This window comes from Streptomyces hypolithicus (genome assembly GCF_052934925.1).
Window position 1 is genome coordinate 1750693 of the sequence record NZ_CM128811.1, and the last position, 20807, is coordinate 1771499.

Below are 20807 nucleotides of genomic sequence, written 5' to 3' on the forward strand. Positions count from 1 at the left end.
GACGACAGGGGCAGAGGACGGCAGGGGCAGGGGACCACGGCCGCAGGGCGAGACGGTGTGGTTTGCGGAGAACGTGCTCGATACTGTTCGGTCATGCCCGACTATCACGATGATCTGCGCTTTGCCCATGGCCTCGCGGACGCCGCCGACGCCACGACGATGGAACGCTTCAAGGCCCTGGACCTCAAGGTCGAGACCAAACCGGACATGACACCGGTGACCGAGGCCGACAAGGCCGCCGAGGAGCTGATCCGCAGCCACCTGCACCGCGGCAGGCCGCGTGACGCCGTGCTGGGCGAGGAGTACGGGCTCCAGGGCACGGGCCCGCGACGATGGGTGATCGACCCGATCGACGGCACCAAGAACTACGTGCGCGGGGTGCCGGTCTGGGCGACGCTGATCTCGCTCATGGAGGCCGGCGAGAACGGCTTCCAGCCCGTGATGGGCGTCGTGTCGGCGCCCGCGCTGGGCCGCCGCTGGTGGGCGGCGAAGGGCGGCGGCGCGTACACCGGGCGCAGTCTCACGTCGGCGACGCGCCTGCACGTCTCCAAGGTCGACACGATCGCGAACGCTTCCTTCGCGTACTCCTCGCTCGGCGGCTGGGAGGAGCAGGGCAGGCTCAACGGCTTCATGGATCTGACGCGCGACTGCTGGCGTACGCGCGGATACGGCGACTTCTGGCCGTACATGATGGTCGCCGAAGGATCGGTGGACATCTGTGCGGAGCCGGAGCTCTCCCTGTGGGACATGGCCGCCAATACGATCATCGTCCAGGAGGCGGGCGGCGTCTTCACCGGCCTCGACGGGACGACGGGCCCGCACAGCGGCAACGCGGCGGCCTCCAACGGCCTGCTGCACGAGGAGATGCTGGGCTACCTCCACGGATGACCTGACCGCCCGGCCGACCGGCGCCGCACGTCCTCTTGATGCCGCCCGCAGAGGGTGCGACCCTGAGAGTCCCCCCACTTGTGAACTTGTGAATCGGTTCTCATGGGACCGCTTCACGAAGGAGGTGGCTCCGCCCATGCTGGTCCGTGACGCCATGAGTACGGTGGTCCTCACCATCGGCCCCACCCACACCCTCCGCCAGGCCGCCCGGCTGATGGCGGAGCGCCGCGTCGGGGCGGCGGTCGTCCTCGACACCGACGCCGACGGGCTCGGCATCCTGACCGAACGCGACATCCTCATCTCGGTCGGGTCGGGCCAGGACCCCGACCTGGAGACCGCCGGCACCCACACCACCACCGATGTCGTCTTCGCCGCACCCTCGTGGACGCTGGAGGACGCGGCGGAGGCCATGGCACACGGAGGCTTCCGCCATCTCGTCGTTCTGGACGGCAACGGCCCCGTGGGCGTGGTCTCCGTACGCGACATCATCCGCTGCTGGGCACCGAGCCGCAGGCACCCCACCGCCCTGGTGGGATGAGCACGCCAGAGGGCCGGACTCCCCTCGGGGAATCCGGCCCTCTGCCTGCGACAAGCGGTCCGAACTAGGCGCGCAGGGCCTGGACGGCGGCGTCCAGCCGCTTGCCGAAGTCTCCGTCGGCCTGACGGAAGTTGTTGACGGCACGCTCCGCGATGTCGTCGCGCGAGACCTTGGAGATGAACTGGGCCAGGTTGTCGACGAGGCGGCCCTTCTCGTCCTCGGACATCAGGCGGTAGAGGTTGCCCGCCTGCACGAAGTCGTTGTCCTCGGCGTGCAGCGGCGCCTCGTGGTTGCCCGTGGCGCCCGTGACCGGGGTGGACTGCCACAGCGGCTTGTCCGTCTGGAACGGGCCGCCGAAGCTGTTGGGCTCGTAGTTCTTGGTGCCCCGGTGCCGACCGTCGTACAGGGCGCCGTCACGCGAGTTCGTCCGCGCCTCGGTCGCGTGCGGGCGGTTCACCGGCAGGTGGTCGGCGTTGATGCCGACGCGGTAGCGGTGGGCGTCGCCGTAAGCGAAGAGACGGCCCTGGAGCATCTTGTCGGGCGACGGTCCGACACCCGGCACGAAGTGCGCGGGCGAGAAGATCGACTGCTCGACCTCCGCGAAGATGTTCTCCGGGTTGCGGTTGAGCTCCAGCTTGCCGATGTCGATCGGCGGGTAGTCCTCGTGCGGCCAGACCTTGGTCAGGTCGAACGGGTTGAAGCGGTACGTCGCCGCCTCGGCCGCCGGCATGATCTGCACCTGCACCGTCCAGGACGGGAAGTCACCGCGCTCGATCGACTCCCTCAGATCGCGCTGATGACTGTCCGGGTCCATGCCCGAGAGCTGGTTGGCCTCGTCGGTGGTGAGGTTCTTGATGCCCTGGTCGGTCTTGAAGTGGTACTTGACCCAGAAGACCTCGCCGGCCTCGTTGTTCCACTGGAACGTGTGCGAGCCGTAGCCGTTCATGTGGCGCAGCGTCGCCGGGATACCGCGGTCACCGAACAGCCAGGTCACCTGGTGCGTCGACTCGGGGCTCAGTCCCCAGAAGTCCCACACGTTGTCGGCTTCCTGCGAGCCCGTGTACGGGTCGCGCTTCTGCGTGTGGATGAAGTCGGGAAACTTGATGGCGTCCTTGATGAAGAAGACGGGGGTGTTGTTTCCGACCAGGTCGTAGTTCCCCTCCTCCGTGTAGAACTTCAGCGCGAAGCCGCGCGGGTCGCGCACGGCGTCGGCCGAGCCGAGGTTGCCCGCGACCGTCGAGAAGCGGAGGAAGGTTTCCGTCTCCTTGCCGACCTCGGAGAGGAACTTGGCACGCGTCCACTGCGACACGTCGCGGGTCAGGGTGAAGGTGCCGTAAGCCCCGGCGCCACGCGCGTGCACGATGCGCTCCGGGATGCGCTCGCGGTTGAAGTGGGCGAGCTTCTCCAGCAGCGCCTGGTCCTGGACCAGTACCGGACCGCCGACGCCCGCAGTCTCGCTGTTCTGGTTGTCGGCCACCGGTGCCCCGGCCTCCGTGGTGAGCGGTCCCTGCGTCACGTGCGCCTCCTGCGTCATACCTGCGAGTCCTGTCGCTTGGCGTTTGCCGTTCCCGATCCTACAATGGACCTTGTCTAAGTCAAGCAGGCATCCAAAGTCACACCCGTTCGGGACCTGGGTCCCCTCACTGTTAGGCTGGCCCGCATGAGTGACCTGTTGGAACGACTGCGCGGACGCGGCTGGCGGATGACCGCTCAGCGGCGTGTCGTGGCCGAAGTCCTTGACGGGGACCACATCCACCTGACTGCCGACGAGGTGCACGCCAGGGCCGTGGCGAGGCTGCCCGAGATCTCGCGCGCGACCGTATACAACACGCTGGGCGAGATGGTGTCCCTCGGCGAGGTCCTGGAGGTCTCCACGGACCGCCGCGCCAAGCGGTACGACCCGAACGCGCACCGCCCGCACCACCACCTGGTGTGCGCGCAGTGCGGCGCCATCCGTGACGTGCACCCGCTGGGCAATCCACTCACGGACCTGCCTGACTCCGAGCGCTTCGGCTTCACCGTCTCGGACGTCGAGGTCACCTACCGGGGCACGTGCCCCAACTGCGCCTCGGCCTGACACCTCGCACGCAAGGGCCCGGCACCGCGGTGCCGGGCTTTTCCGCACCCGGGTGGACTCATGTGAAGTGGACTCACGTGCAGTGGACTCACATGAACACGACGAAGGCCCGGAACTCTTTCGAGTTCCGGGCCTTCGGCTACCTCTTCAGTAGCGGGGACAGGATTTGAACCTGCGACCTCTGGGTTATGAGCCCAGCGAGCTACCGAGCTGCTCCACCCCGCGTCGGTAAACCTGACTGTACGTGGACCCACCCGACCAGCGCAAATCAGTTCCCCCGGCTGCCCCGAGGCCGCCCGCACGGCCGCCCCCACGACCGTCACGGCGCTGCCCCCGGCTACGCCGTGAGCTCCTGGTGCAGGGCCTCACGCAGCCGCGCCGCCCGCTCCGCGACCTCGGCGGGGCCCAGCTCCACCGCCCGGACGCACCAGCGCTCGCCCTCGTCCAGCTCCCCGTGGCGGGCGGCGAGCAGCGCGAGGCGCAGCGCGGCCCGGCCGTGGCCCGCGTGCGCGGCGCGCGACCACCACAGGGCGGCCTCCGGCTCGCTGCCCTCACGAGCCAGGAGCAGCCCGAGGTTGAACGCGCCGTTGCGGCTGCCCGCCTCGGCTGCTTCCCGGTACCAGCGCGCCGCGCCGTCCAGGTCGCCGCGGCCGGCCGCGAGCATGCCGACGCGCACCTGGGCACGGCGGTGACCCTGCTCGGCGGCGCGCTCGTACCACTCCTCGCACTCGGTCTTCTCGGACAGCGTCTCCCCCAGCGCGGGCTGCCCGGCCATCGGCTCCCGGCGGTCGAGCAGCGTGGCGAGCCGGAAGGCGGCCTCGGCGTTGCCACTGGCCGCAGCGCAGCGCAGGTGGGGCTCGGCGTCCTGTTCCTCGCCGTAGCGCAGCAGGGCGATGCCGACCTGGAGCGCAGCCTCGGTGTGCCCGGCGGCGGCCGCGCGCTCGTACCAGACGAAGGCCGTGCGGTCGTCGTCGCGGCCGGCGTACAGGATGCCGAGGTTGAACGCGGCGTCGACGCTGCCCGCCTCGGCTGCCTTGGAGAACCAGGGCTCCGCGCCGGCCGCGTCACCGCCTTGGAGCAGCAGGACGGCGAGCGCGTTGGCGGCCTCGCGGTGGCCCGCGTAGGCGGCGCGGCGGTACCACTGGTCGGCCTGTGCGGTGCGCCCCTGCGCGGCGCAGAGCAGCCCGAGGTTGTACGCCCCGTTGACATCACCGGCGTCCAGGGCGGCCCGGTACCAGCGCTCGGCTGTCTGCTGCTCGCCGCGCGCCGCGTGCAGGGCGCCCAGCGCGTTGCCGGCGTTGCCGTCGCCGTCCTGGGCGGCCCGCAGCCACCACACGGCGGCGCTCTCCTCGTCACCGGCGTCGCGCAGCAGGAAGCCCAGAGCACAGGCGGCGCGCGCCTCGCCGTCCTTGGCGGAGGTCAGGTACCAGCGCCCGGCCTCCTTGAGTTCGCCGCGCTCCTCCAGGATGGCCCCGAGGTGCAGGGCGGCGCGCCGGTGGCCGCGCGCGGCGGCCTGCCGGTACCACTGTTCCGCCTCGACGGCGGGATCCGGCTCCCCGGCGCCGGTCCCGGCGTGCCGGGTGCCGGTGGCAGGGCCGACGGGGCCGACCCGGTGGGTGCCGGTGGGGGCCGCCTTGGCGCCTCCCAGCCTGGAACCTGTGCCGACGCCCGTGCCGAGGGATGTACCCATGCCCGTATCGGTCCCAGCACGGGCGCCGGGGCCGCAGTGGCGGGGGCCCGTGCCGAAGTCGAGCCGGTCGATACCCATGCCGGTGTCGGTGTCGGTGCCGCGACCGGTGCCCGCCCTGCCACCCGACGCGTCGGTGCCGAGAGCGAACGCGGTCAGGGGGTGACGCGTACCCCTGCCGGCTCCGGTGAGACTCCCCGCGTTGCGGACCGCGTTCGGCCCGCCCACACCCGCGCGGCGTCCCGCGCCAGCCCCGCCGCGCGCGTCCGTGCCGCGCGGGACGGCCTCTGAGTCGTCCGCACCGACCCGCCTCCGCGCGGCGGCGCGGCGGTCCAGCGCGCGGGCCAGGCGGTACGCCGCTTCCCTGTGGCCCTGCTCCGCGGCCGCGCGCAGCCAGCGCTCGGCGCCCACGTCACCGCGGTGTTCCAGCAGGTCGGCGAGGGCGTAGGCCCCCAGTGCGTGCCCCTGCTCGGCGGACTGGCGCAGCCAGTACTCGGCCGCCGGCTCGTCGCCCCGCTCGCGGTAGTGACGGCCCAACGCGTGCCCGGCGGCCGCGGACCCGGCCACGGCCGCGATGCGCCACCAGCCGGCCGCCTCGTCGGCGTACCCGCGCTGGTGGAGCAGTACACCCAGGTTGTTCGCGGCGGCCCGGTCGCCGTCCGCGGTCGCGGCACGCAGATACGGCTCCGCACCGTCGAGATCACCACGGCGCAGCAGCAGGGATCCGAGCACGCTCATGGCCTCGGTGTCGCCGCTCTCCGCAGCGCTCCGATGCCGCGCCTCGGACTCGGCGGTGTCCACGGCTTCAACATCGTCGGCCTGATGTCGCTGCACAAACCGCCCTGTCTCCAACAGAGTTGTCCTGTCCCCCATAAAAACCATCGTCGCACCACCCGCAACCCGCGTACACCTGGTATACCGCAGCCCGTGAGGTCACTTCAGCGTTTTGTCGACATGCCCACAGAGAGACACATCAAACGCTTCAGCGCCAACTCCACCCGCCAGGACGACACTTCGGACGCCCGCGCGGACGCCTGGACATACGACGAGGGCCCGGATCTCTTTCGAGATCCGGGCCCTCGTCTTCTTCTTCAGTAGCGGGGACAGGATTTGAACCTGCGACCTCTGGGTTATGAGCCCAGCGAGCTACCGAGCTGCTCCACCCCGCGCCGTTGTGTTCAAACAGTACCACGGCGCGGGGACGTCCCAGCTCAGCCGCCCTTCTGGTCGCCCTTCTCGCCCTCGCCCTCGGGCTTCGCGTCGCTGCCGGGCTTCGCGTCGCTGCCGGGCTTCGGCTGCGTGCCGGCCTTCTCCTCCGCGTCGGCAGCCCGCTGAAGCGCGTCCTGGAGCCTCTGCTGTGCCTTGTCGTAGGCAGTCCAGTCCGGCTTCTTCAGCGCCTCCTCGCCGTCCTCGTACGCCTTCTGGGCGTCCTCGATCGCCTCCTGCAGCGACCCGTCGCCCGCTGGGGGCGGCGGGGTGGTGGTGTCACCCTCGTCCTCACGCGGTGGCGGGGTCTCGCCCTCCTCGCCGAAGACAGCGTTCAACGCCTCGCCCAGCGAATCCTTGAAGACGGTCTCCTTGCCGTACGAGACGGCCACCTTCTTCAAGAGCGGGTAGGCGTTGTTGCCCTGGGCGTACACCGGCTCGACGTAGAGGAAGCCGTCGTTCAGCGGGATTGTCAGCAGGTTGCCGTACTCGATGTCGGAGTTGGCGCCCTTGAGGTTCCTGACGAACTCGGCGACCTCGCTGTTGCTGTTGAGCCGGTTCTGCACCTGCTGAGGTCCCGGTACGTCCCCGGTGACTCTCAGGAGCCTTATCGTGCCGTAGTCCTTGCTCGACGCGTCGGCGTCCACCGCCATGAACGCCCCCAGGTTGGGACGGCCGTTGGGCGTGAAGGTCGTCGTGAGCGAGAACTTCCGGCTCTGCTCCTGCGGCATTTTCAGGCTCAGGTAGTACGGCGGCACCGAGCTCTGCTCGCCGGTCGTCGGGTCGTCCGGCACCTGCCACGCGTCACTGCCGCTGTAGAACTGCGACGGGTTCTCGACGTGGTAGCGGGTCAGCAGCTCGCGCTGCACCTTGAACAGGTCCTGCGGGTAGCGCAGGTGGTCCATCAGGGCCGGGGTGATGTCGCCCTTGGGCTTCACCGTGTCAGGGAACGCCTTCATCCAGGTCTTGAGGACCGGGTCCTCGGTGTCCCACTGGTACAGGTTGACCGTGCCGTCGTACGCGTCGACGGTGGCCTTCACCGAGTTGCGGATGTAGTTGACCTGGTTCTGCTGGGCCACCACCGCACGCTGGTCGTCGCTCCGCGAAAGCGAGTCGGCCGTCGTGTCGCCGAGCGTCGTACGCGAGGCGTAGGGATAGCCGTTGGTGGTGGTGTACGCGTCGACGATCCACTGGATGCGGCCGTCGACGACCGCCGGGTAAGCGTCGCCGTCGAGGGACAGCCAGGGCGCGACCGCCTCGACGCGCTCCTTGGGCGTGCGGTTGTAGAGGATCCGCGAGCCCTCGCCGATGGCTCCCGAGTAGAGGATCTGCGGCTCGCTGAACGCCGCGGCATACGCGGCACGGTTCAGCGGGCTCGACAGATTGACCCCGCTCTTGCCCTGGTAGCTGGTGGTCTTGGTGGGCTCGCCGTTCTTCTCGTAGTCGAGCTCCTTCTGCGGACCGCCGACGATCGAGTACTGCTCCGTCTTCTCGCCGTAGTAGATCCGCTGCTCGTACTCACCGAGGGTGCCCTTGGTCGGCAGGCCGGACTGGGTGAAGTCCGGGGCGCCCTCGGTGTCCGGCCTGACCGCGGTGCCCTTGGCTGCGACGGCGCCGTATCCGTGGGTGTATGTGAAGTGGTCGTTGATCCAGTTGCGCTTGGGGATGCCCCTGAGGTCGAGCTCGCGGAGCCCGACGACCGTGTCCTGGCCCTTGTACCGGTCCACATCCAGCGTCTCGGGGAACTGGTAGTACTTCCGCTCCTGCTGGAGCTGCTGGAACGTCGGCGGTACGACGTTCGGGTCGATCACCCGGTAACTGGCCGCAGCGTCCGCGGCCTTGCGCAGCTGCGAGTCGTCCTTGACGTCGCCGACACCGCGGTAGTCGTCCACCTTCGCGTCATCGATGTCGTAGGCCTTGCGCGTCGCATCGATGTTCTTCTTGATGTACGGCGCTTCCTTGGCCTGCTCGTTCGGCTGGACCTGGAACTTCTGCACGATCGCCGGGTAGAGCCCGCCGATGAGGATCGCCGAGAGCACCATCAGGCCGAAGCCGATCACCGGCAGCTGCCAGGTGCGGCGCCACAGTGTCGCGAAGAACAGCAGCGCGCAGATGACGGCGATGCAGAAGAGGATCGTCTTCGCCGGCAGGTAGGCGTTCGCGTCGACGTACCGCAGACCGGCCCAGTTTCCCGTCGCCTTGAAGTCGCTGGACTTCACCGCGAGCCCGTACCGGTCGAGCCAGTACGCGACCGCCTTGAGCGCCACGAAGACACCGAGCAGCACCGACAGGTGGCCGGTCGCCGCCCCGGTGGCCCTGGTGCCCGGACTGGTGATCCTCAGGCCGCCGTACAGGTAGTGCACGAGAGCGGCGGCGATCAGGGACAGCACGGCGGCCGCGAAGCCGAAGCCGAGCAGGAAGCGGTACCAGGGCAGGTCGAACGCGTAGAACGCCACGTCCATCTGGAACTGCGGGTCCTTCTCCCCGAAGGACACACCGTTGACCCACATGAGCCAGGTGCGCCACTGCCCGGAAGCCGACGCTCCGGCGATCAGCCCGACCAGAGCGGTGACCGCGAGGAGCACCCACTTCTTGTACGGGGCGATGCCCATCCGGTAGCGGTCGAGGTTCTGCTGCTCCAGGGACATCGCGCTCAGCGGCGGCCTGAGCCGGTGCGCGAGCCAGATATTGACGCCGACGGCCGAGGCCATCAGCAACCCGAAGACGGCGAAGAGCCCGATCTTGGTCCACAGGGTGGTGGTGAAAACTGAGGAGTATTTGACCGAGCGGTACCAGAGCCAGTCTGTCCAGAACCCGGCGAACATGACGAACGCCATGGCCAGGACGGCCAGGACGCCCAATGTCATGAGCAGGGTCCGGGCACGCCTGGACGGCCGGCCGACTCTGATCCGTGGCCCGGTGGGGCCTCCGCCGCGGTCCGGCATCTGGAAAGCCAAGGTGCGCACCTCGAAAGTTCGCTGTCGTAGAAGCAGGCTCCGCGATCGTAGAGCCCACTTGTGCAACTTACTGAAGCTTTACTCAGTTCCCGCTTTCGGGTCCCAAGGAGGCAGGATGTCGACCATGTCCAACGTTTCCCCCTCCGGGCCCCCCATGGCCGCGAGCCCGCTCACCCGAGCCGTGCTCGAAATCGACGACTACACCTCCGTGCTCGGCTGGGACCAGCCGGCCAGACTGTTCGCCTTGGTCGACACCGCTCAGCTGCGTGTCCAGGAGCCCGGCCTGGCGGCCCAGCTCGGTCTCGCCGACGGCGAATCGACGGCAGCTCTCACCCCGGTCGAGCAGGACGAGATCCCCTCGGGGACCGCGCTCGACGAGTTCCTGGCCACGATCGCCTGGCCCGACGCGGTGGTCGGCTGCGCGTTGACCGTGGAACGCCTGATGCTGCCGCCGTCAGCCGAGGCGTCCGTACCCGACGGGCTCGACGAGTCCGAGCTGGCGAATTGGGTGGCAGCGCACCCCGACCGTCAGGAGGTCCGCATGACGGTGGCTGTACTGCGCGACGGGGTACGGGAGTCCGCGCTGCGGCTCCGGGAGAAGGACTCACCCACCGAGGTGCTCACCGGTGGGTCGCTGGTTCCCGGCCTCGCCGAGGCCCTGTCCGCGACCTTCGAGGCGTAACGGCCTCCCCCACGATACGGAGCGGGCTCCCGCCGCTCGCTGATCCACTCCCTATCGTGGGGGAGGCCGTAAGTCCGACCGGCAGGAGGAGGGGAACGGCGTCGCAGCCCCTCCCCGGGGCGCGGCCGTCGTCAGCCCGTCGTGCACTGCGGCACGGCGGCCGTGTCTCCCTTGCTGATCTTCTCCAGCGACTTCTTCGCGTCGTCGATGGTCTCGACCTTCACCAGGGTGAGGCCGTCCGGGACGTCCGAGGCGGCGGACGCGCAGTTGGCGCTGGGGGTCAGGAAGTACTCGGCGCCCGCGTTGCGGGCGCCGACGGTCTTCATCTCGATGCCGCCGATCGGCCCGACCTTGCCGTCCTCGTCGATCGTGCCGGTGCCGGCCACGAACTTTCCGCCGGTCAGGTCGCCGGGGGTGAGCTTGTCGACGAGGCCGAGAGAGAACATCAGGCCCGCGCTGGGTCCGCCGACGTCCGCCAGCTTGATGTCGATGCCGAAGGGGAACGTGTTGTCCGGGCCGGCCTGGATGCCGACGATGGCACGGTCGCCCTCCGGGGCCTTCTGCGTGGTGATCGCGATGTCCTCGCTGCCCACGGGCTCCTTGCCCGCCTTCTCCGCCGCGGCCGCGTCCTTGGCCGGGACGATCGTGAAGACGACCTTCTCCGTGGGCTTGTGCCGGGTGACGAGCTTCGCGACGTCCTTGGGGTCCTTGACCGGCGTACCGTCCACGGCCTTGATGACGTCACCCGCGTGCAGCTTGCCCTCGGAAGGGCTCTTCTTCAGAACGGTCGAGACCACGACGCGGGTCTTCACGCGAATGCCCAGCTCCCGCAGCGCGGCGGTTTTGGCACTCTCCTGGGACTGGCTGAACTCCTCGGCGTTCTCCTGCGTGGACTGTTCCTCGGTCTTGCCGTCCGGGTAGAGCGTGTCGTGCGGCACGACCACACTGTCGTGCGCGAGCCAGCCGTAGACCGCCTCGACGAGGTTCATCCTGTAGTCCGCACCGGTGACTCTGACCGTCGTCATATTGAGATGGCCGGCGGTGGGGTACGTCTTGCGACTGGAGATCTGCAGTACGGCTTCTCCGTCGGCCTCACCCAGGGTGTTCACCGTCGGGCCGGGAGACATCTCCGCGTACGGGACTTTGATGAATACGCCCGCGCACAGCAGCGCGATCAGGATGAGGGTGGAGGCGAGCATCGTCGCTGTGCGGCGTGGCATGGAACGACAGTACGGGACTGGCCTGCCCGTGCACCCCTGGGGCCAGTCCGTACGGGGCCACGGCGGGCGCGGGCGTCCGGTCGGGGCCGCTCCACGCGATCAAGCGGAGTCGGTGCCGGTGTCGGACTTCTCCATCGCTTCACGGAAGCGTGCGTAGCCGGCGAGTTCCGAGACGTCGCCGCTTGTTCGGTTACGGGTGGCCCAGCTTCCCCATATCGCGGCACCCAGTGCAGCGAAGAGGGGTATGAGCAACCACGCGAGTGCCGCCATTTCGATCTCCCGACCCCAGGACCGAACCGCAACCGGCCGATCAGCAGATTAGCCACCAGTCAGTCCAACGCTCGTGGCAGGGGGGTGGTTACGCAAATCAGCGGGCGGCGCACAGCCCCTGCGCGGCCCCTACGCGCCGACCCATTCCTCGACGCCGTCGGAGAAGGTCTGGTGCTTCCAGATCGGCACTTCGTGCTTCAGGTCGTCGATCAGGCGGCGGCAGGCCTCGAAAGCCTCGCCCCGGTGGGGGCAGGAGACCGCCACGACGACGGCGAGGTCACCGACTTCCAGGTCACCCACACGATGGACGGCCGCCAGCGCGCGCACGGGGAAGTCGGCAGCGACCTTTTCGGCCACTCGGCGTAGTTCGTCCTGGGCTGACGGGTGGCAGGAGTAGCCGAGCCTGTCGACATCGGTGCCGCCGTCGTGGTTGCGCACCGTGCCGACGAACAGCGCTGTGCCGCCCGCGGCGTCGTCCCCCACGGCTCTGAAGATCTCGTCGACGGAGAGCGGGGTGTCGCGGATCGCCAGCAGCCGGATGGGGTCCTGTGCCGCCTGCTCGCCCGGGTGAGAGTACGTGCCTGCCATGCCGCCCATGGTGCCGTACCGCACCGACATCGCGGAATTGCCCATTCGACCGGCAGTACGGGCCACCGGTATGGAGGGTCCTACATGCGGCCGCGCGCCTTGCGTACGCGACGCACCAGGGCGGCCGTGCCCAGCAACGCCACCGTGGCTCCCGCGGCGCCCGCCGCCGTGGCGTCCTTGCGGCCGAGACGGCGACCCGCGACGGTGTGCCGGCCGGCGACCTCCTCCAGCAGCTCTCCGAGGACCTCCTCGTTGGTCCAGCGAGGCCGCCAGCCCGCGTCGTGGAGCCTGCTGACGCTCACCACCCAGGGGTGCATCGTGTACGCGAGGTCTCCCGCCGGCGACGGCGTGAGGCCGATGCGGTGCAGTCGGGCCGCGGCGCCCAGGGCGACGGCGGACGGCAACTCCATGCGGCGGATGCCGCTGAGCTCTTCGACCTCCTCCTGCTCCAGCCAGCCGTCGCAACCGACCGCGAGCTCACCTTCGACCTTCTCCAGAGCGGCGTACTCCAGTGCGCTGACCAGGTCCTCGACGTGGCAGAACTGCCAGGTGGGGCGGGAGCCGGTGACGACCAGGAGGCGCGGCGACTCGAAGTACCGGGTGAGCGCGGTGTCCGTACCGCCGACCAGCACGGCCGGCCTGACCACGGTCACGTTCAATCCTGGGTGCGCGCGGGGGGCCCGTCGCCCAAGGCGCTCGATCTCCAGCAGGTCGCCCACGCCCGCGGCCTCCGCGGTGGCGCGCAGCTCCGCGTCCTCGGACAGGGGGATGTCGTTGTCGGGCAGCGCTCCGTAGACCGTCGCCGAGGTGCACAGGACGACCCGGTGGACACCAGCGGCCGCGGCCGCGGTCAGTACCGTCTGGGTGCCCCGCACGTTGTACGCCGTACGGGCAGCGGGGTCCGACTCCAGGTCGAGGTCGAGTGCGAGGTGCACCACGACGTCGGCGCCGCGCAGTTTTTCCGCGATCGCCGGGTCACGGACGTCGAGAATGTGCCACTGCGCCTCGCTCACCTCGCCCCGGCGCTCATCGATGGCGACGACCTTCTTGATCTCCTCGGACGCTGCGAGACGCTGGGTGAGCAGCGCTCCGATGCCCGAGGCGGCGCCCGTGATCGCGACTACGGGACCACGGAGGTTCGAGGTTGGATGGTTTCGCCTCTGGCGAACTTCGGCATCGCGCGCTGCGCGAACCTGCGGATCTGGGGAACTCACCGGGCGTCTCCAGCGGTTGTCTTCAGTACGTACACGCCGTGGCGCGTGCGTACCAGGTGGCGTCCATCCTGCCGCAGGCGGTGAGTCGGCGGAGCACCGAGCCCTTCGCGGGTCGCGGTGTCTACGCTGGGTGGTGATGTCGGGCAGCTGCCGTCGGCCTGAGCCGGCGGCCCAACGAGCCGAGGAAACCCGTGAGTGACACCCCATTCGGATTCGGCCCTCCGCCGGAGGAGCCGGAGGACGGCGACGACGGCAAGAAGAAGGGCGGCGAGGGCGGTGGCCACAGCGGCCAGAATCCGGCGAACCCGTTCGGCGGGTTCGGCGGTCTGCCGGGCGGTGCCGGTGGCGCGGGCGGAGACAATCCGTTCGCCGCGATGTTCGGTTCACTGAACCCGAACGATCTTGGTGCGGCCTTCCAGCAGCTCGGGCAGATGCTCAGCTACGAGGGCGGGCCCGTGAACTGGGACATGGCCAAGGACATCGCGCGTCAGACGGTGGCGCAGGGCACCGCCGACGGCACGAAGGATTCCAGCGTGAGTCCCGGCGAGCGGTCCGCGGTCGAGGAGGCGGTGCGCCTGGCCGACCACTGGCTGGACGGTGCGACCTCGCTGCCCTCCGGGGCGTCCACGTCGGTGGCGTGGAGCCGCGCGGAGTGGGTCGAGGCGACCCTGCCCGCGTGGAAGCAGCTGGTCGACCCGGTCGCCGAGAGAGTCGGCGCGGCCATGGGCGACGTACTGCCCGAGGAGATGCAGGCCATGGCGGGCCCGCTGCTCGGGATGATGCGGTCGATGGGCGGCGCGATGTTCGGTCAGCAGATCGGGCAGGCGGTGGGCGTGCTGGCGGGCGAGGTGGTCGGTTCGACCGACATCGGCCTGCCGCTGGGCCCCGCCGGCAAGGCAGCCCTGCTGCCGCTGAACATCGAGGCTTTCGGCAAGGACCTGGGCGTCGACAAGGACGAGGTGCGGCTGTATCTGGCGCTGCGCGAGGCCGCCCACCAGCGTCTGTTCGCACATGTGCCGTGGCTGCGCTCGCACCTGTTCGGCGCGGTCGAGGGGTACGCCCGCGGGATCGAGGTCGACACCTCGAAGCTGGAGGACGTCGTCGGACAGCTCGACCCGTCGCACCCGGAGCAGCTGCAGGAAGCGCTCCAGCAGGGCATGTTCCAGCCGGAGGACACCCCGGCGCAGAAGGCGGCGCTGGCCCGGCTGGAGACCGCGCTGGCGCTGGTCGAGGGCTGGGTGGACGCCGTCGTGCACGAGGCGGCCAAGCCCAGGCTCACGTCGGCCGACGCGCTGCGTGAGACGCTGCGCAGGCGCCGGGCGTCCGGAGGCCCGGCCGAGCAGACGTTCGCGACGCTCATCGGTCTTGAGCTGCGCCCGCGCCGGCTGCGGGACGCCGCGCGACTGTGGGCCTCCCTCACCGACGCGCGTGGCCTGGACGGGCGCGACGCCCTGTGGGAGCACCCTGACATGCTGCCGACGGCCGAGGACCTGGACGACCCGGACGGGTTCGTGCACCGCGAGCACCTGGACTTCTCCGAGATCGACAAGATGCTCGGCGAGGCGGCGGGCGGCGGTGCTCAGAAGCCGAACCTGACGAAGGACGAGGAGCAGGGCGGCCCCAAGAGCCCCGAGAGCCCCGAGACACCCGACGACGAGGGTGACGCCGACAAGTGAGCCTGCACGACGACGCGGTCCTCGTGCTGAAGAGCTACGAGGACCAGGAAGACCTGCGTCAGACCTACCTGGACCACTTGGCGGCGTACCCGGACGGGATGTGGAAGGCCTGCGCGGCCGGGCACCTGACGGCGAGCGCCCTGGTGATCGATCCGGAGCGGGAGCGTGTCCTGCTGACGCTGCACCGAAAGCTCAACATGTGGCTGCAGATGGGCGGTCACTGCGAGCCGGGCGACGCGACGCTGGCGGCGGCGGCGCTGCGCGAGGCCACCGAGGAGTCCGGCGTCCCCGGGCTCACGCTGCTGCCGGTCGGGCCGGTGCGGCTCGACCGGCACGCGATCCCCGCGCCCTGCCACTGGCACCTGGACGTGCAGTACGCGGCGCTGGCCCCGGCCGGTGCGCGGGCGGCGATCAGCGACGAGTCGCTGGACCTGCGCTGGTTCGCGTACGACGAGGTGGCCGGCGTCGCCGACGCCTCGGTCGTGCGGCTGCTGGAGCGTACGCGCGCGGCGCTGTAGTCGTAGGGACCGGCTGGACCTGCTGAAACGGGCGGGGGCAGGCTCATGTGAGCCTGCCCCCCGCCCGTCTTTGCGCAGCGGTCAGTTCCAGGCGTTGTTCTGGTTCTGGGCATGGGCACCTTGCTGGCCCACCCCGAACTGGGCGGCGGCGCCCTGCCCGATCTGCGCGTCCTGCGGCGGCATCACCTCGCTGGGCTGCACCAGTGCGAAGCCCTGCCCGAGGAAATTGAGTTCCCAGCCCTCACCGGTGTTGCCGCGACGGCGGCGGATGTTCGACGAGTGTGTCTGGGCCTGCATCTGTACGCGCAGGGAGCTGGACCAGGCGACGATCGCGTCGGCGTCGGCGTTGACGTACTTCTCCGGCGTGACCTGAAGCATCAGAGGCTGGCCAGACGTCATCAGGGCCACTTTGCCCTGCCCGGAGATATTGAGCTGGTACTTGCCGGTCCCGGAGATGCCGTACTGGCTGTCCACCGCGATGACTTCGGTGTGCAGCGAGGAGTCGAGCGCGAGGACATAGGCGCTGTCCACGGTCATGCCCTCGCGGTCGACGTCGACGAGGTGAACGTACTGCGCGAGGTTGGCGAGGTAGACCGTCCCCTGTCCCGAGCAGCGCATCAGGTCGAGTCCCTCACCGGTGTTGGCGCGGGCGCGCCGCCGACCGTGCGACTGGTGCTCGCCGTCGAATTCCATCAGACCCTGGTACGCGACCATGGCGCCCTTGCGGGCGAGGACATCGTCGCCGCCGGTCAGCGCGACCCGCAGGAGCTGCGGGTTCTGCACGGTGTACCGGTCCTGGGACTGCTGTTCGGTGTGACTGAAAAGCGGGCTCTGCATAATGTGTTCTCGCTCCCCCTCAGCCCCGGATCCGCAGGCGGTCGGTGCTGTCCTCGCTCGGCTGTACGACGACGATTCCCTCGCCGGAGAAGGCCATCTGGTACGCCTCTCCGCTGCCCCGGCCGACCAGGGCCGACGCCTTGAAGCTGCGCTTGCCCTTTACCTTGAGGTTCGGGGACCAGGCCACCAGGGCGTCCGGGTCGACGTACGTCTCGTCCTCGCCGCGACCGCTCTCAACCACGATCGGGGTGCCCCGCGAGGTCAGGGCGACCCAGCCGGTGCCGGCGATCTCGACGTTCCACAGCCCTTGCCCGGCGAACTTCGCCAGGCCCTTGATCTTCTCCACACCCCACTGAAGCTGCGCGTCGAAGGCGAGCAGGTTGCTGCCGTTGACGGAGAGCGAGTCGTTGTTGAGGTTGATGACGACGACGTCAGCGCCGTAGTCGGCGAGATACAGCAGGCCGTCACCGGAACACTTCATTATCGGTGCGCCTTCGCCGGTGACCCACTGGGCGGCGACCTGGCGAGCCGCCGGCGGATTCGGTTCGTACTGGACGAAGCCTTCGTATGCCACCACCGAGCCGGTGCGCGCGTACAGCTCGTGGCCGGTGGCCATGGCGACCTTGAGCATCGCGCGCCCGTGGTTCTCCATGCGGGCGGCGGTCGGGGTCGGGGCGAAGCCCGCGAGTTGCTGATTCATGACGGGCTCCCTCAGACCTCGTAGGGCTGGACGACGATGAAGTTGCCGGGAGCGCCCCGGAACTGCAGGTTGACGGTCTCTCCGCTGTGGCCCGGGTAGGCGTTACGGCGCAGACGCACCTGGCTGGAGAGGATCACTTGGGACGCCGAGGACCAGGCGACCACGGCGTTGGCGTCGGCGAAGGTCGTCGGCGTGACCGGCAGGACCACCGGGATGCCGTTCGTCTTCACCACGACCGTTCCAGTGCCCTGGAACTGCATGGTGAACAGGGCGCCACCGGGGATTCCATGGCCCTCGATGCGGCGGATCTCGTACTGGAGCGACTCGTCGAACGCGAGAACGTTCTCGGCGGAGACGCAGATGCCGTCGCCTTGCAGCTCTATGGGGTGCAGATTCGCGCCGTTCTCCGCGAGGAAGACCTGACCGCGTCCCGAGCAGCGCATGAGCTGCATTTCCTGGCCGGTCGCATCGCCCACCAGGCGGCCGGCGAAGCCCGCGCCCTTGTAGCTGAAGTCGACCTTGCCCTGGTACATCACCATGCTGCCCTGACGGGCGAGGACCGGGGTGCCTCCCAAGCCGAGTTCGACGCGCATGAGCTGCTGGTTCTGCGGGGTCCAGCGCTGCCCGGCGGCCGTCTCGCGGTACGGCTGGAGGGCGGCCGTGAGTCCGGCGCCGCCCGGTGGGGAACCTTGCGGCACGCCCTGAGCCACGCCGACCTGCGGCACGCCCCCTTGCGGCTGTCCGTACGGGGCGGGCTGTCCGTACGGGGCGGGCTGTCCGTACCCACCCGGCGCGCCCGGAGGCTGGGCCTGGCCGAACTGCGGCTGGGGCGGCTGCCCGTACGGCGACGCGGGGGCCGACGGTACGGCGCCACCCTGCTGCGGCATGGGCGCGGGCGCCGCGACCGCCGGGGCCCCGTGCATCTGGGGGGCGGCGTACTGCCCCGGAATGGGCCCGCCGAGCTGAGCGGGGCCGCCCGGCGGAGGCGCGGGGGCCTGAGTGGGGGCCTGAGTGGGGGCCTGAGTGGGGGCTGAGGCTGTGGGCGCCCCGAAGGACGGCGCCGGCTGCGCCGCCTGGGGCGGTGCGGCGAAGGACGGCGCGGCCACGGCCTGCGGCTGGGCGGCCGGCTCTTCCTCGGCCACCTCCCCGCCGAAGTTCTTCAGCAGCGCGTCCAGTCCGCCGTCGAAGCCCTGGCCCACTGCGGCGAAGCGCCACACGTCCTTGAGGTAGAAGTCGCCCAGCATCACCGCACGCTCGGTGGTGAACTCCGATCCGGTGAAGGCGTACCTGACGACCTCTTCGCCGCCGGCGACAATCCGGATGTAGCCGGGCCCCACCTGCGACATCTGCCCCGCGCCGTCAAGGGTCGCGGTGAACGACAGCTTGTGGATGCTCGCCGGAATGCGGTCCAGCGTGACGCGGAACGACTCGGTGTCGCCTGCCTGCGCGCCGAGTTGCTGAATGGACTCCTCGGGCGACTTGGGCTGGTTGAAGAAGATGAAGTAGCGGTCGTCGGAGAGCTGTTCATTGACATCGAGCCCGAAACAGCTGATGTCGAAGGTCAGTCCGGGTCCCGCGATCTGCACACCTACGTACAGATCCGTTCCCGCTGTGAGGTCACTGATCTTGGCCTTGTGGCCGCGTTGGAATTCCCTGGCCATGCGTAACGACCGTCCCCCGTCCCGAGGTGAATGCGTTGCGTCAGGCTAGCCGCTCGCGCCGACATCCGGCCAAGTCGGTACACACTTCGGTACAGAATCACCGCGCGTCATTCGGGGCGCGCCGCACCGGGAAGGTGTGGCAAGCGGTCCGCGGCAACCACTCCTTCGAGGTAACCGCGGGCTCGCTCGGTGCGCGGGTACGCCTCCAGCAGCCGCCAGAAGCGCGGGCCGTGACCGGGGACGAGCAGGTGCGCGAGTTCGTGGACGAGTACGTAGTCGACAACGTACTCCGGCATGCCCTGAAGGCGGTGCGAGAGACGAATGCTGCCTTCGGCCGGGGTGCACGAGCCCCAACGGGTGTTCTGGTTGGTCACCCAGCGCACCGAGGCGGGGCGGGCTCTGCCGTCGAAGTACTGGGCCGACAGCCGGCCGGCGCGCTCGGCGAGCTCCGCGTCGCCGAAGATGCGTTTGCTCTCCTGGGCGGCGAGCTTGTCGAGCATCACGGTCACCCAGCGTTGCTCCTCCGCCTTGGACATGCGGTCGGGGATGAGCACGATCGTGCGGTCGCCCTCCCGGTAAGCGGAGACCGTCCGGCTGCGACGGGCGCTCCTGCGGACCTCGACAGCGCTCGGTCTCGAACCGCGAGGCGGCGTGTTCGGCGCACTGTTCAGGGGGTCGGCGGGCACGCCATGACGTTACCCGCTGTCAGGGGCGGAAGTCCCGCCTCAGGATGGTCCGAACGCGATCCGCTGCCGAGATGCTGCGATTGCCGCGCACACTCTCGCCTCGGCCGGTACGACGATCGCCACCCACCTGTGGATAACTTCCCGCGCCGGGTTGGCGCACCGGGCATGGTGAGTTCCGAGAGCGCATCGAGCGCGCAACAGAGCTACCGACGGGGGACGGCGATATGCATCCGATGGTGAAGCCCGCGCTGCGGCGAGCGTGGCGGGACCGGCAGACCGTTCAGTTCGGCATGACATCCGCGCACGCGGTGACGGTGGGGCCGGTGGACACGGCGACGGGCAGTTTCCTGGGGCTCCTCGACGGCACGAGGGGCCTTCCTCTCCTACGCGACGAGGCACGGGCGATGGGGCTGCCTGACGGGCGGGCGGACGAACTCGTCACACGACTGACCGCGGCAGGGTTGATCGACGACGCGACGGCGGGCGGCCCCGGTGCGCAGGCCATGCGCAGCCGCGCCGAGGTCTTCGACCGGCTCCGACCCGACCTGGCGTCGCTCTCTGTGGTGCACGCCGAGCCGGGCGGCGGGGCCGGGCGGCTGGCGGCACGGCGTGCGATAAGAGTTCAGGTGCGGGGCGCTGGGCGGGTCGGCGCGACGATCGCGTCGGTCCTGGCGGCAGGGGGCGTCGGACGCGTCGAGGTGCTGGACGGCGGGCGGGTGGAGCTCTGGGACGCAGGTCCGGGCGGGCTACCGGCGGAGTCGGCAGGTGAACGGCGCGATGTGGCGGCCCGGCAGCTGGTGCGGCGGGCCGCCCCCGGCCGGCCTCCGCGGGCGGCCGAGCCCGAGTCTGCGAGCTTCGGAGCGGGGAGCGAGCCACCGCTGTCGCTCGTGGTTGTGGCCCCCAGAGACGGCTCGGCTGCGTACGCGCCCGATCCGGCCGCGGCGGAGCCCTGGTTGCGCTCCGGTACGCCGCACATCTATGCGGGGGTCGTCGAGGCGACGGGGGTCGTGGGACCGCTGGTGCTGCCCGGCGGGAGCGCGTGCGCGGGCTGCCTGGCGCTTCAGTACACGGAGCGGGACCCGGCATGGCTGCGGATGCTGGCGCAGTGGCGCTCGGGGCGGGGCAGACACGTATCGGCTTGCGACATCGGTCTGGCGACCGCGGTGGCCGGACTGGCCGCGGCGCATGCGCTGTCGTTCCTGGACGGTGAGCTGCCTGCCACAACGGGGGTGCGATGGGAGGTCTCGATGCCGCTGCTGGAGTGGCGGCAGGAACGGATCCCACCACACCGCGACTGTGTCTGCGGTGCACGCGGACTGCGTGAGGGGGAGTGCGCCTCGGGCGCCGGGGAGCCACAGGACACAATGGCCGGGTGACCGTCGTAGGCGGCACGGCTGTCTGG

General features: G+C 69.9%; 17 protein-coding genes and 2 tRNA genes. 7 read left to right on the forward strand and 12 right to left on the reverse strand.

All coding sequences use genetic code 11. From position 1 onward, the window contains the following. The first annotated feature begins 93 nt into the window (after nucleotides 1-93). Nucleotides 94-888, forward strand: a complete 795-nt coding sequence (gene hisN / locus ACU6WZ_RS08030; protein ID WP_447032425.1) for a histidinol-phosphatase — start codon at nucleotides 94-96, stop codon at nucleotides 886-888. 136 nt (nucleotides 889-1024) lie between these two features. Further along, on the forward strand, nucleotides 1025-1426 hold the full coding sequence (locus ACU6WZ_RS08035) for a CBS domain-containing protein (RefSeq protein ID WP_447032426.1): 402 nt from the start codon (nucleotides 1025-1027) through the stop codon (nucleotides 1424-1426). 64 nt (nucleotides 1427-1490) lie between these two features. Here the strand turns inward: ACU6WZ_RS08035 and ACU6WZ_RS08040 are convergent, their stop codons facing one another. Then, nucleotides 1491-2960, reverse strand: coding sequence for a catalase (locus tag ACU6WZ_RS08040; RefSeq protein WP_447032427.1), 1470 nt, complete (start codon nucleotides 2958-2960; stop codon nucleotides 1491-1493). Between the two features lie 126 nt (nucleotides 2961-3086). Here ACU6WZ_RS08040 and ACU6WZ_RS08045 point away from each other — a divergent pair, with 126 nt between their 5' ends. After that, nucleotides 3087-3503, forward strand: a complete 417-nt coding sequence (locus ACU6WZ_RS08045; protein WP_447032428.1) for a Fur family transcriptional regulator — start codon at nucleotides 3087-3089, stop codon at nucleotides 3501-3503. Between the two features lie 151 nt (nucleotides 3504-3654). On the opposite strand, the gene ACU6WZ_RS08050 is transcribed toward ACU6WZ_RS08045, so the two are convergent. The 4 genes from ACU6WZ_RS08050 to ACU6WZ_RS08065 form a co-directional block, all read right to left on the reverse strand. Next, a tRNA-Met gene (locus ACU6WZ_RS08050) sits at nucleotides 3655-3728 on the reverse strand. A gap of 112 nt (nucleotides 3729-3840) precedes the next feature. Next, complete coding sequence (locus ACU6WZ_RS08055) at nucleotides 3841-6072, reverse strand: tetratricopeptide repeat protein (RefSeq protein ID WP_447032429.1); 2232 nt, start codon at nucleotides 6070-6072, stop codon at nucleotides 3841-3843. 213 nt (nucleotides 6073-6285) lie between these two features. Next, nucleotides 6286-6359 (reverse strand) — tRNA-Met (locus ACU6WZ_RS08060). Nucleotides 6360-6401: 42 nt separating this feature from the next. Further along, a complete protein-coding gene (locus tag ACU6WZ_RS08065) occupies nucleotides 6402-9341 on the reverse strand; it encodes a UPF0182 family membrane protein (protein WP_447033925.1) in 2940 nt (979 codons plus the stop codon). Between the two features lie 127 nt (nucleotides 9342-9468). Here ACU6WZ_RS08065 and ACU6WZ_RS08070 point away from each other — a divergent pair, with 127 nt between their 5' ends. Then, the gene (locus ACU6WZ_RS08070) at nucleotides 9469-10035 is read left to right on the forward strand and encodes a PPA1309 family protein (RefSeq protein WP_447032430.1); all 567 of its coding nucleotides are present in this window, start codon (nucleotides 9469-9471) and stop codon (nucleotides 10033-10035) included. Between the two features lie 131 nt (nucleotides 10036-10166). On the opposite strand, the gene ACU6WZ_RS08075 is transcribed toward ACU6WZ_RS08070, so the two are convergent. From ACU6WZ_RS08075 to ACU6WZ_RS08085, 3 genes are all read right to left on the reverse strand, one after another. Further along, nucleotides 10167-11255 (reverse strand): YlbL family protein, encoded by a 1089-nt coding sequence (locus ACU6WZ_RS08075; RefSeq protein WP_447032431.1) that lies wholly within the window; start codon nucleotides 11253-11255, stop codon nucleotides 10167-10169. A gap of 399 nt (nucleotides 11256-11654) precedes the next feature. Then, the gene (locus tag ACU6WZ_RS08080; RefSeq protein WP_447033926.1) at nucleotides 11655-12113 is read right to left on the reverse strand and encodes a molybdenum cofactor biosynthesis protein MoaE; all 459 of its coding nucleotides are present in this window, start codon (nucleotides 12111-12113) and stop codon (nucleotides 11655-11657) included. An 80-nt stretch (nucleotides 12114-12193) separates the two neighbouring features. Further along, entirely contained in the window at nucleotides 12194-13327 is a 1134-nt protein-coding gene (locus tag ACU6WZ_RS08085; protein ID WP_447032432.1) for an SDR family oxidoreductase, read from the reverse strand. Nucleotides 13328-13518: 191 nt separating this feature from the next. Here ACU6WZ_RS08085 and ACU6WZ_RS08090 point away from each other — a divergent pair, with 191 nt between their 5' ends. After that, entirely contained in the window at nucleotides 13519-15003 is a 1485-nt protein-coding gene (locus ACU6WZ_RS08090) for a zinc-dependent metalloprotease (protein WP_447032433.1), read from the forward strand. Further along, on the forward strand, nucleotides 15000-15521 hold the full coding sequence (locus tag ACU6WZ_RS08095) for an NUDIX hydrolase (RefSeq protein WP_447032434.1): 522 nt from the start codon (nucleotides 15000-15002) through the stop codon (nucleotides 15519-15521). The genes ACU6WZ_RS08090 and ACU6WZ_RS08095 overlap by 4 nt, the downstream gene beginning before the upstream one ends. 81 nt (nucleotides 15522-15602) lie before the next feature. Here the strand turns inward: ACU6WZ_RS08095 and ACU6WZ_RS08100 are convergent, their stop codons facing one another. From ACU6WZ_RS08100 to ACU6WZ_RS08115, 4 genes are all read right to left on the reverse strand, one after another. Continuing rightward, complete coding sequence (locus tag ACU6WZ_RS08100) at nucleotides 15603-16358, reverse strand: AIM24 family protein (RefSeq protein WP_447032435.1); 756 nt, start codon at nucleotides 16356-16358, stop codon at nucleotides 15603-15605. A gap of 19 nt (nucleotides 16359-16377) precedes the next feature. Next, complete coding sequence (locus tag ACU6WZ_RS08105; RefSeq protein WP_447032436.1) at nucleotides 16378-17058, reverse strand: AIM24 family protein; 681 nt, start codon at nucleotides 17056-17058, stop codon at nucleotides 16378-16380. 11 nt (nucleotides 17059-17069) lie between these two features. Further along, nucleotides 17070-18719 (reverse strand): TerD family protein, encoded by a 1650-nt coding sequence (locus ACU6WZ_RS08110; protein WP_447032437.1) that lies wholly within the window; start codon nucleotides 18717-18719, stop codon nucleotides 17070-17072. Nucleotides 18720-18826: 107 nt separating this feature from the next. Beyond that, nucleotides 18827-19405 (reverse strand): M48 metallopeptidase family protein, encoded by a 579-nt coding sequence (locus tag ACU6WZ_RS08115; protein WP_447032438.1) that lies wholly within the window; start codon nucleotides 19403-19405, stop codon nucleotides 18827-18829. A gap of 224 nt (nucleotides 19406-19629) precedes the next feature. Here ACU6WZ_RS08115 and ACU6WZ_RS08120 point away from each other — a divergent pair, with 224 nt between their 5' ends. Continuing rightward, the gene (locus ACU6WZ_RS08120; RefSeq protein ID WP_447032439.1) at nucleotides 19630-20781 is read left to right on the forward strand and encodes a ThiF family adenylyltransferase; all 1152 of its coding nucleotides are present in this window, start codon (nucleotides 19630-19632) and stop codon (nucleotides 20779-20781) included. Nucleotides 20782-20807: the final 26 nt, after the last annotated feature.

Bases quoted from the DNA above. Each gene is read 5' to 3' on its own strand.
- ACU6WZ_RS08065 (WP_447033925.1), bottom strand. From the start codon at position 9,341: ATGCCGGACCGCGGCGGAGGCCCCACCGGGCCACGGATCAGAGTCGGC.
- hisN (WP_447032425.1), top strand. From the start codon at position 94: ATGCCCGACTATCACGATGATCTGCGCTTTGCCCATGGCCTCGCGGAC.
- ACU6WZ_RS08110 (WP_447032437.1), bottom strand. From the start codon at position 18,719: ATGGCCAGGGAATTCCAACGCGGCCACAAGGCCAAGATCAGTGACCTC.
- ACU6WZ_RS08055 (WP_447032429.1), bottom strand. From the start codon at position 6,072: ATGGTTTTTATGGGGGACAGGACAACTCTGTTGGAGACAGGGCGGTTT.
- ACU6WZ_RS08035 (WP_447032426.1), top strand. From the start codon at position 1,025: ATGCTGGTCCGTGACGCCATGAGTACGGTGGTCCTCACCATCGGCCCC.
- ACU6WZ_RS08105 (WP_447032436.1), bottom strand. From the start codon at position 17,058: ATGAATCAGCAACTCGCGGGCTTCGCCCCGACCCCGACCGCCGCCCGC.
- ACU6WZ_RS08045 (WP_447032428.1), top strand. From the start codon at position 3,087: ATGAGTGACCTGTTGGAACGACTGCGCGGACGCGGCTGGCGGATGACC.
- ACU6WZ_RS08120 (WP_447032439.1), top strand. From the start codon at position 19,630: ATGCATCCGATGGTGAAGCCCGCGCTGCGGCGAGCGTGGCGGGACCGG.
- ACU6WZ_RS08080 (WP_447033926.1), bottom strand. From the start codon at position 12,113: ATGGCAGGCACGTACTCTCACCCGGGCGAGCAGGCGGCACAGGACCCC.
- ACU6WZ_RS08070 (WP_447032430.1), top strand. From the start codon at position 9,469: ATGTCGACCATGTCCAACGTTTCCCCCTCCGGGCCCCCCATGGCCGCG.
- ACU6WZ_RS08100 (WP_447032435.1), bottom strand. From the start codon at position 16,358: ATGCAGAGCCCGCTTTTCAGTCACACCGAACAGCAGTCCCAGGACCGG.
- ACU6WZ_RS08075 (WP_447032431.1), bottom strand. From the start codon at position 11,255: ATGCCACGCCGCACAGCGACGATGCTCGCCTCCACCCTCATCCTGATC.
- ACU6WZ_RS08040 (WP_447032427.1), bottom strand. From the start codon at position 2,960: ATGACGCAGGAGGCGCACGTGACGCAGGGACCGCTCACCACGGAGGCC.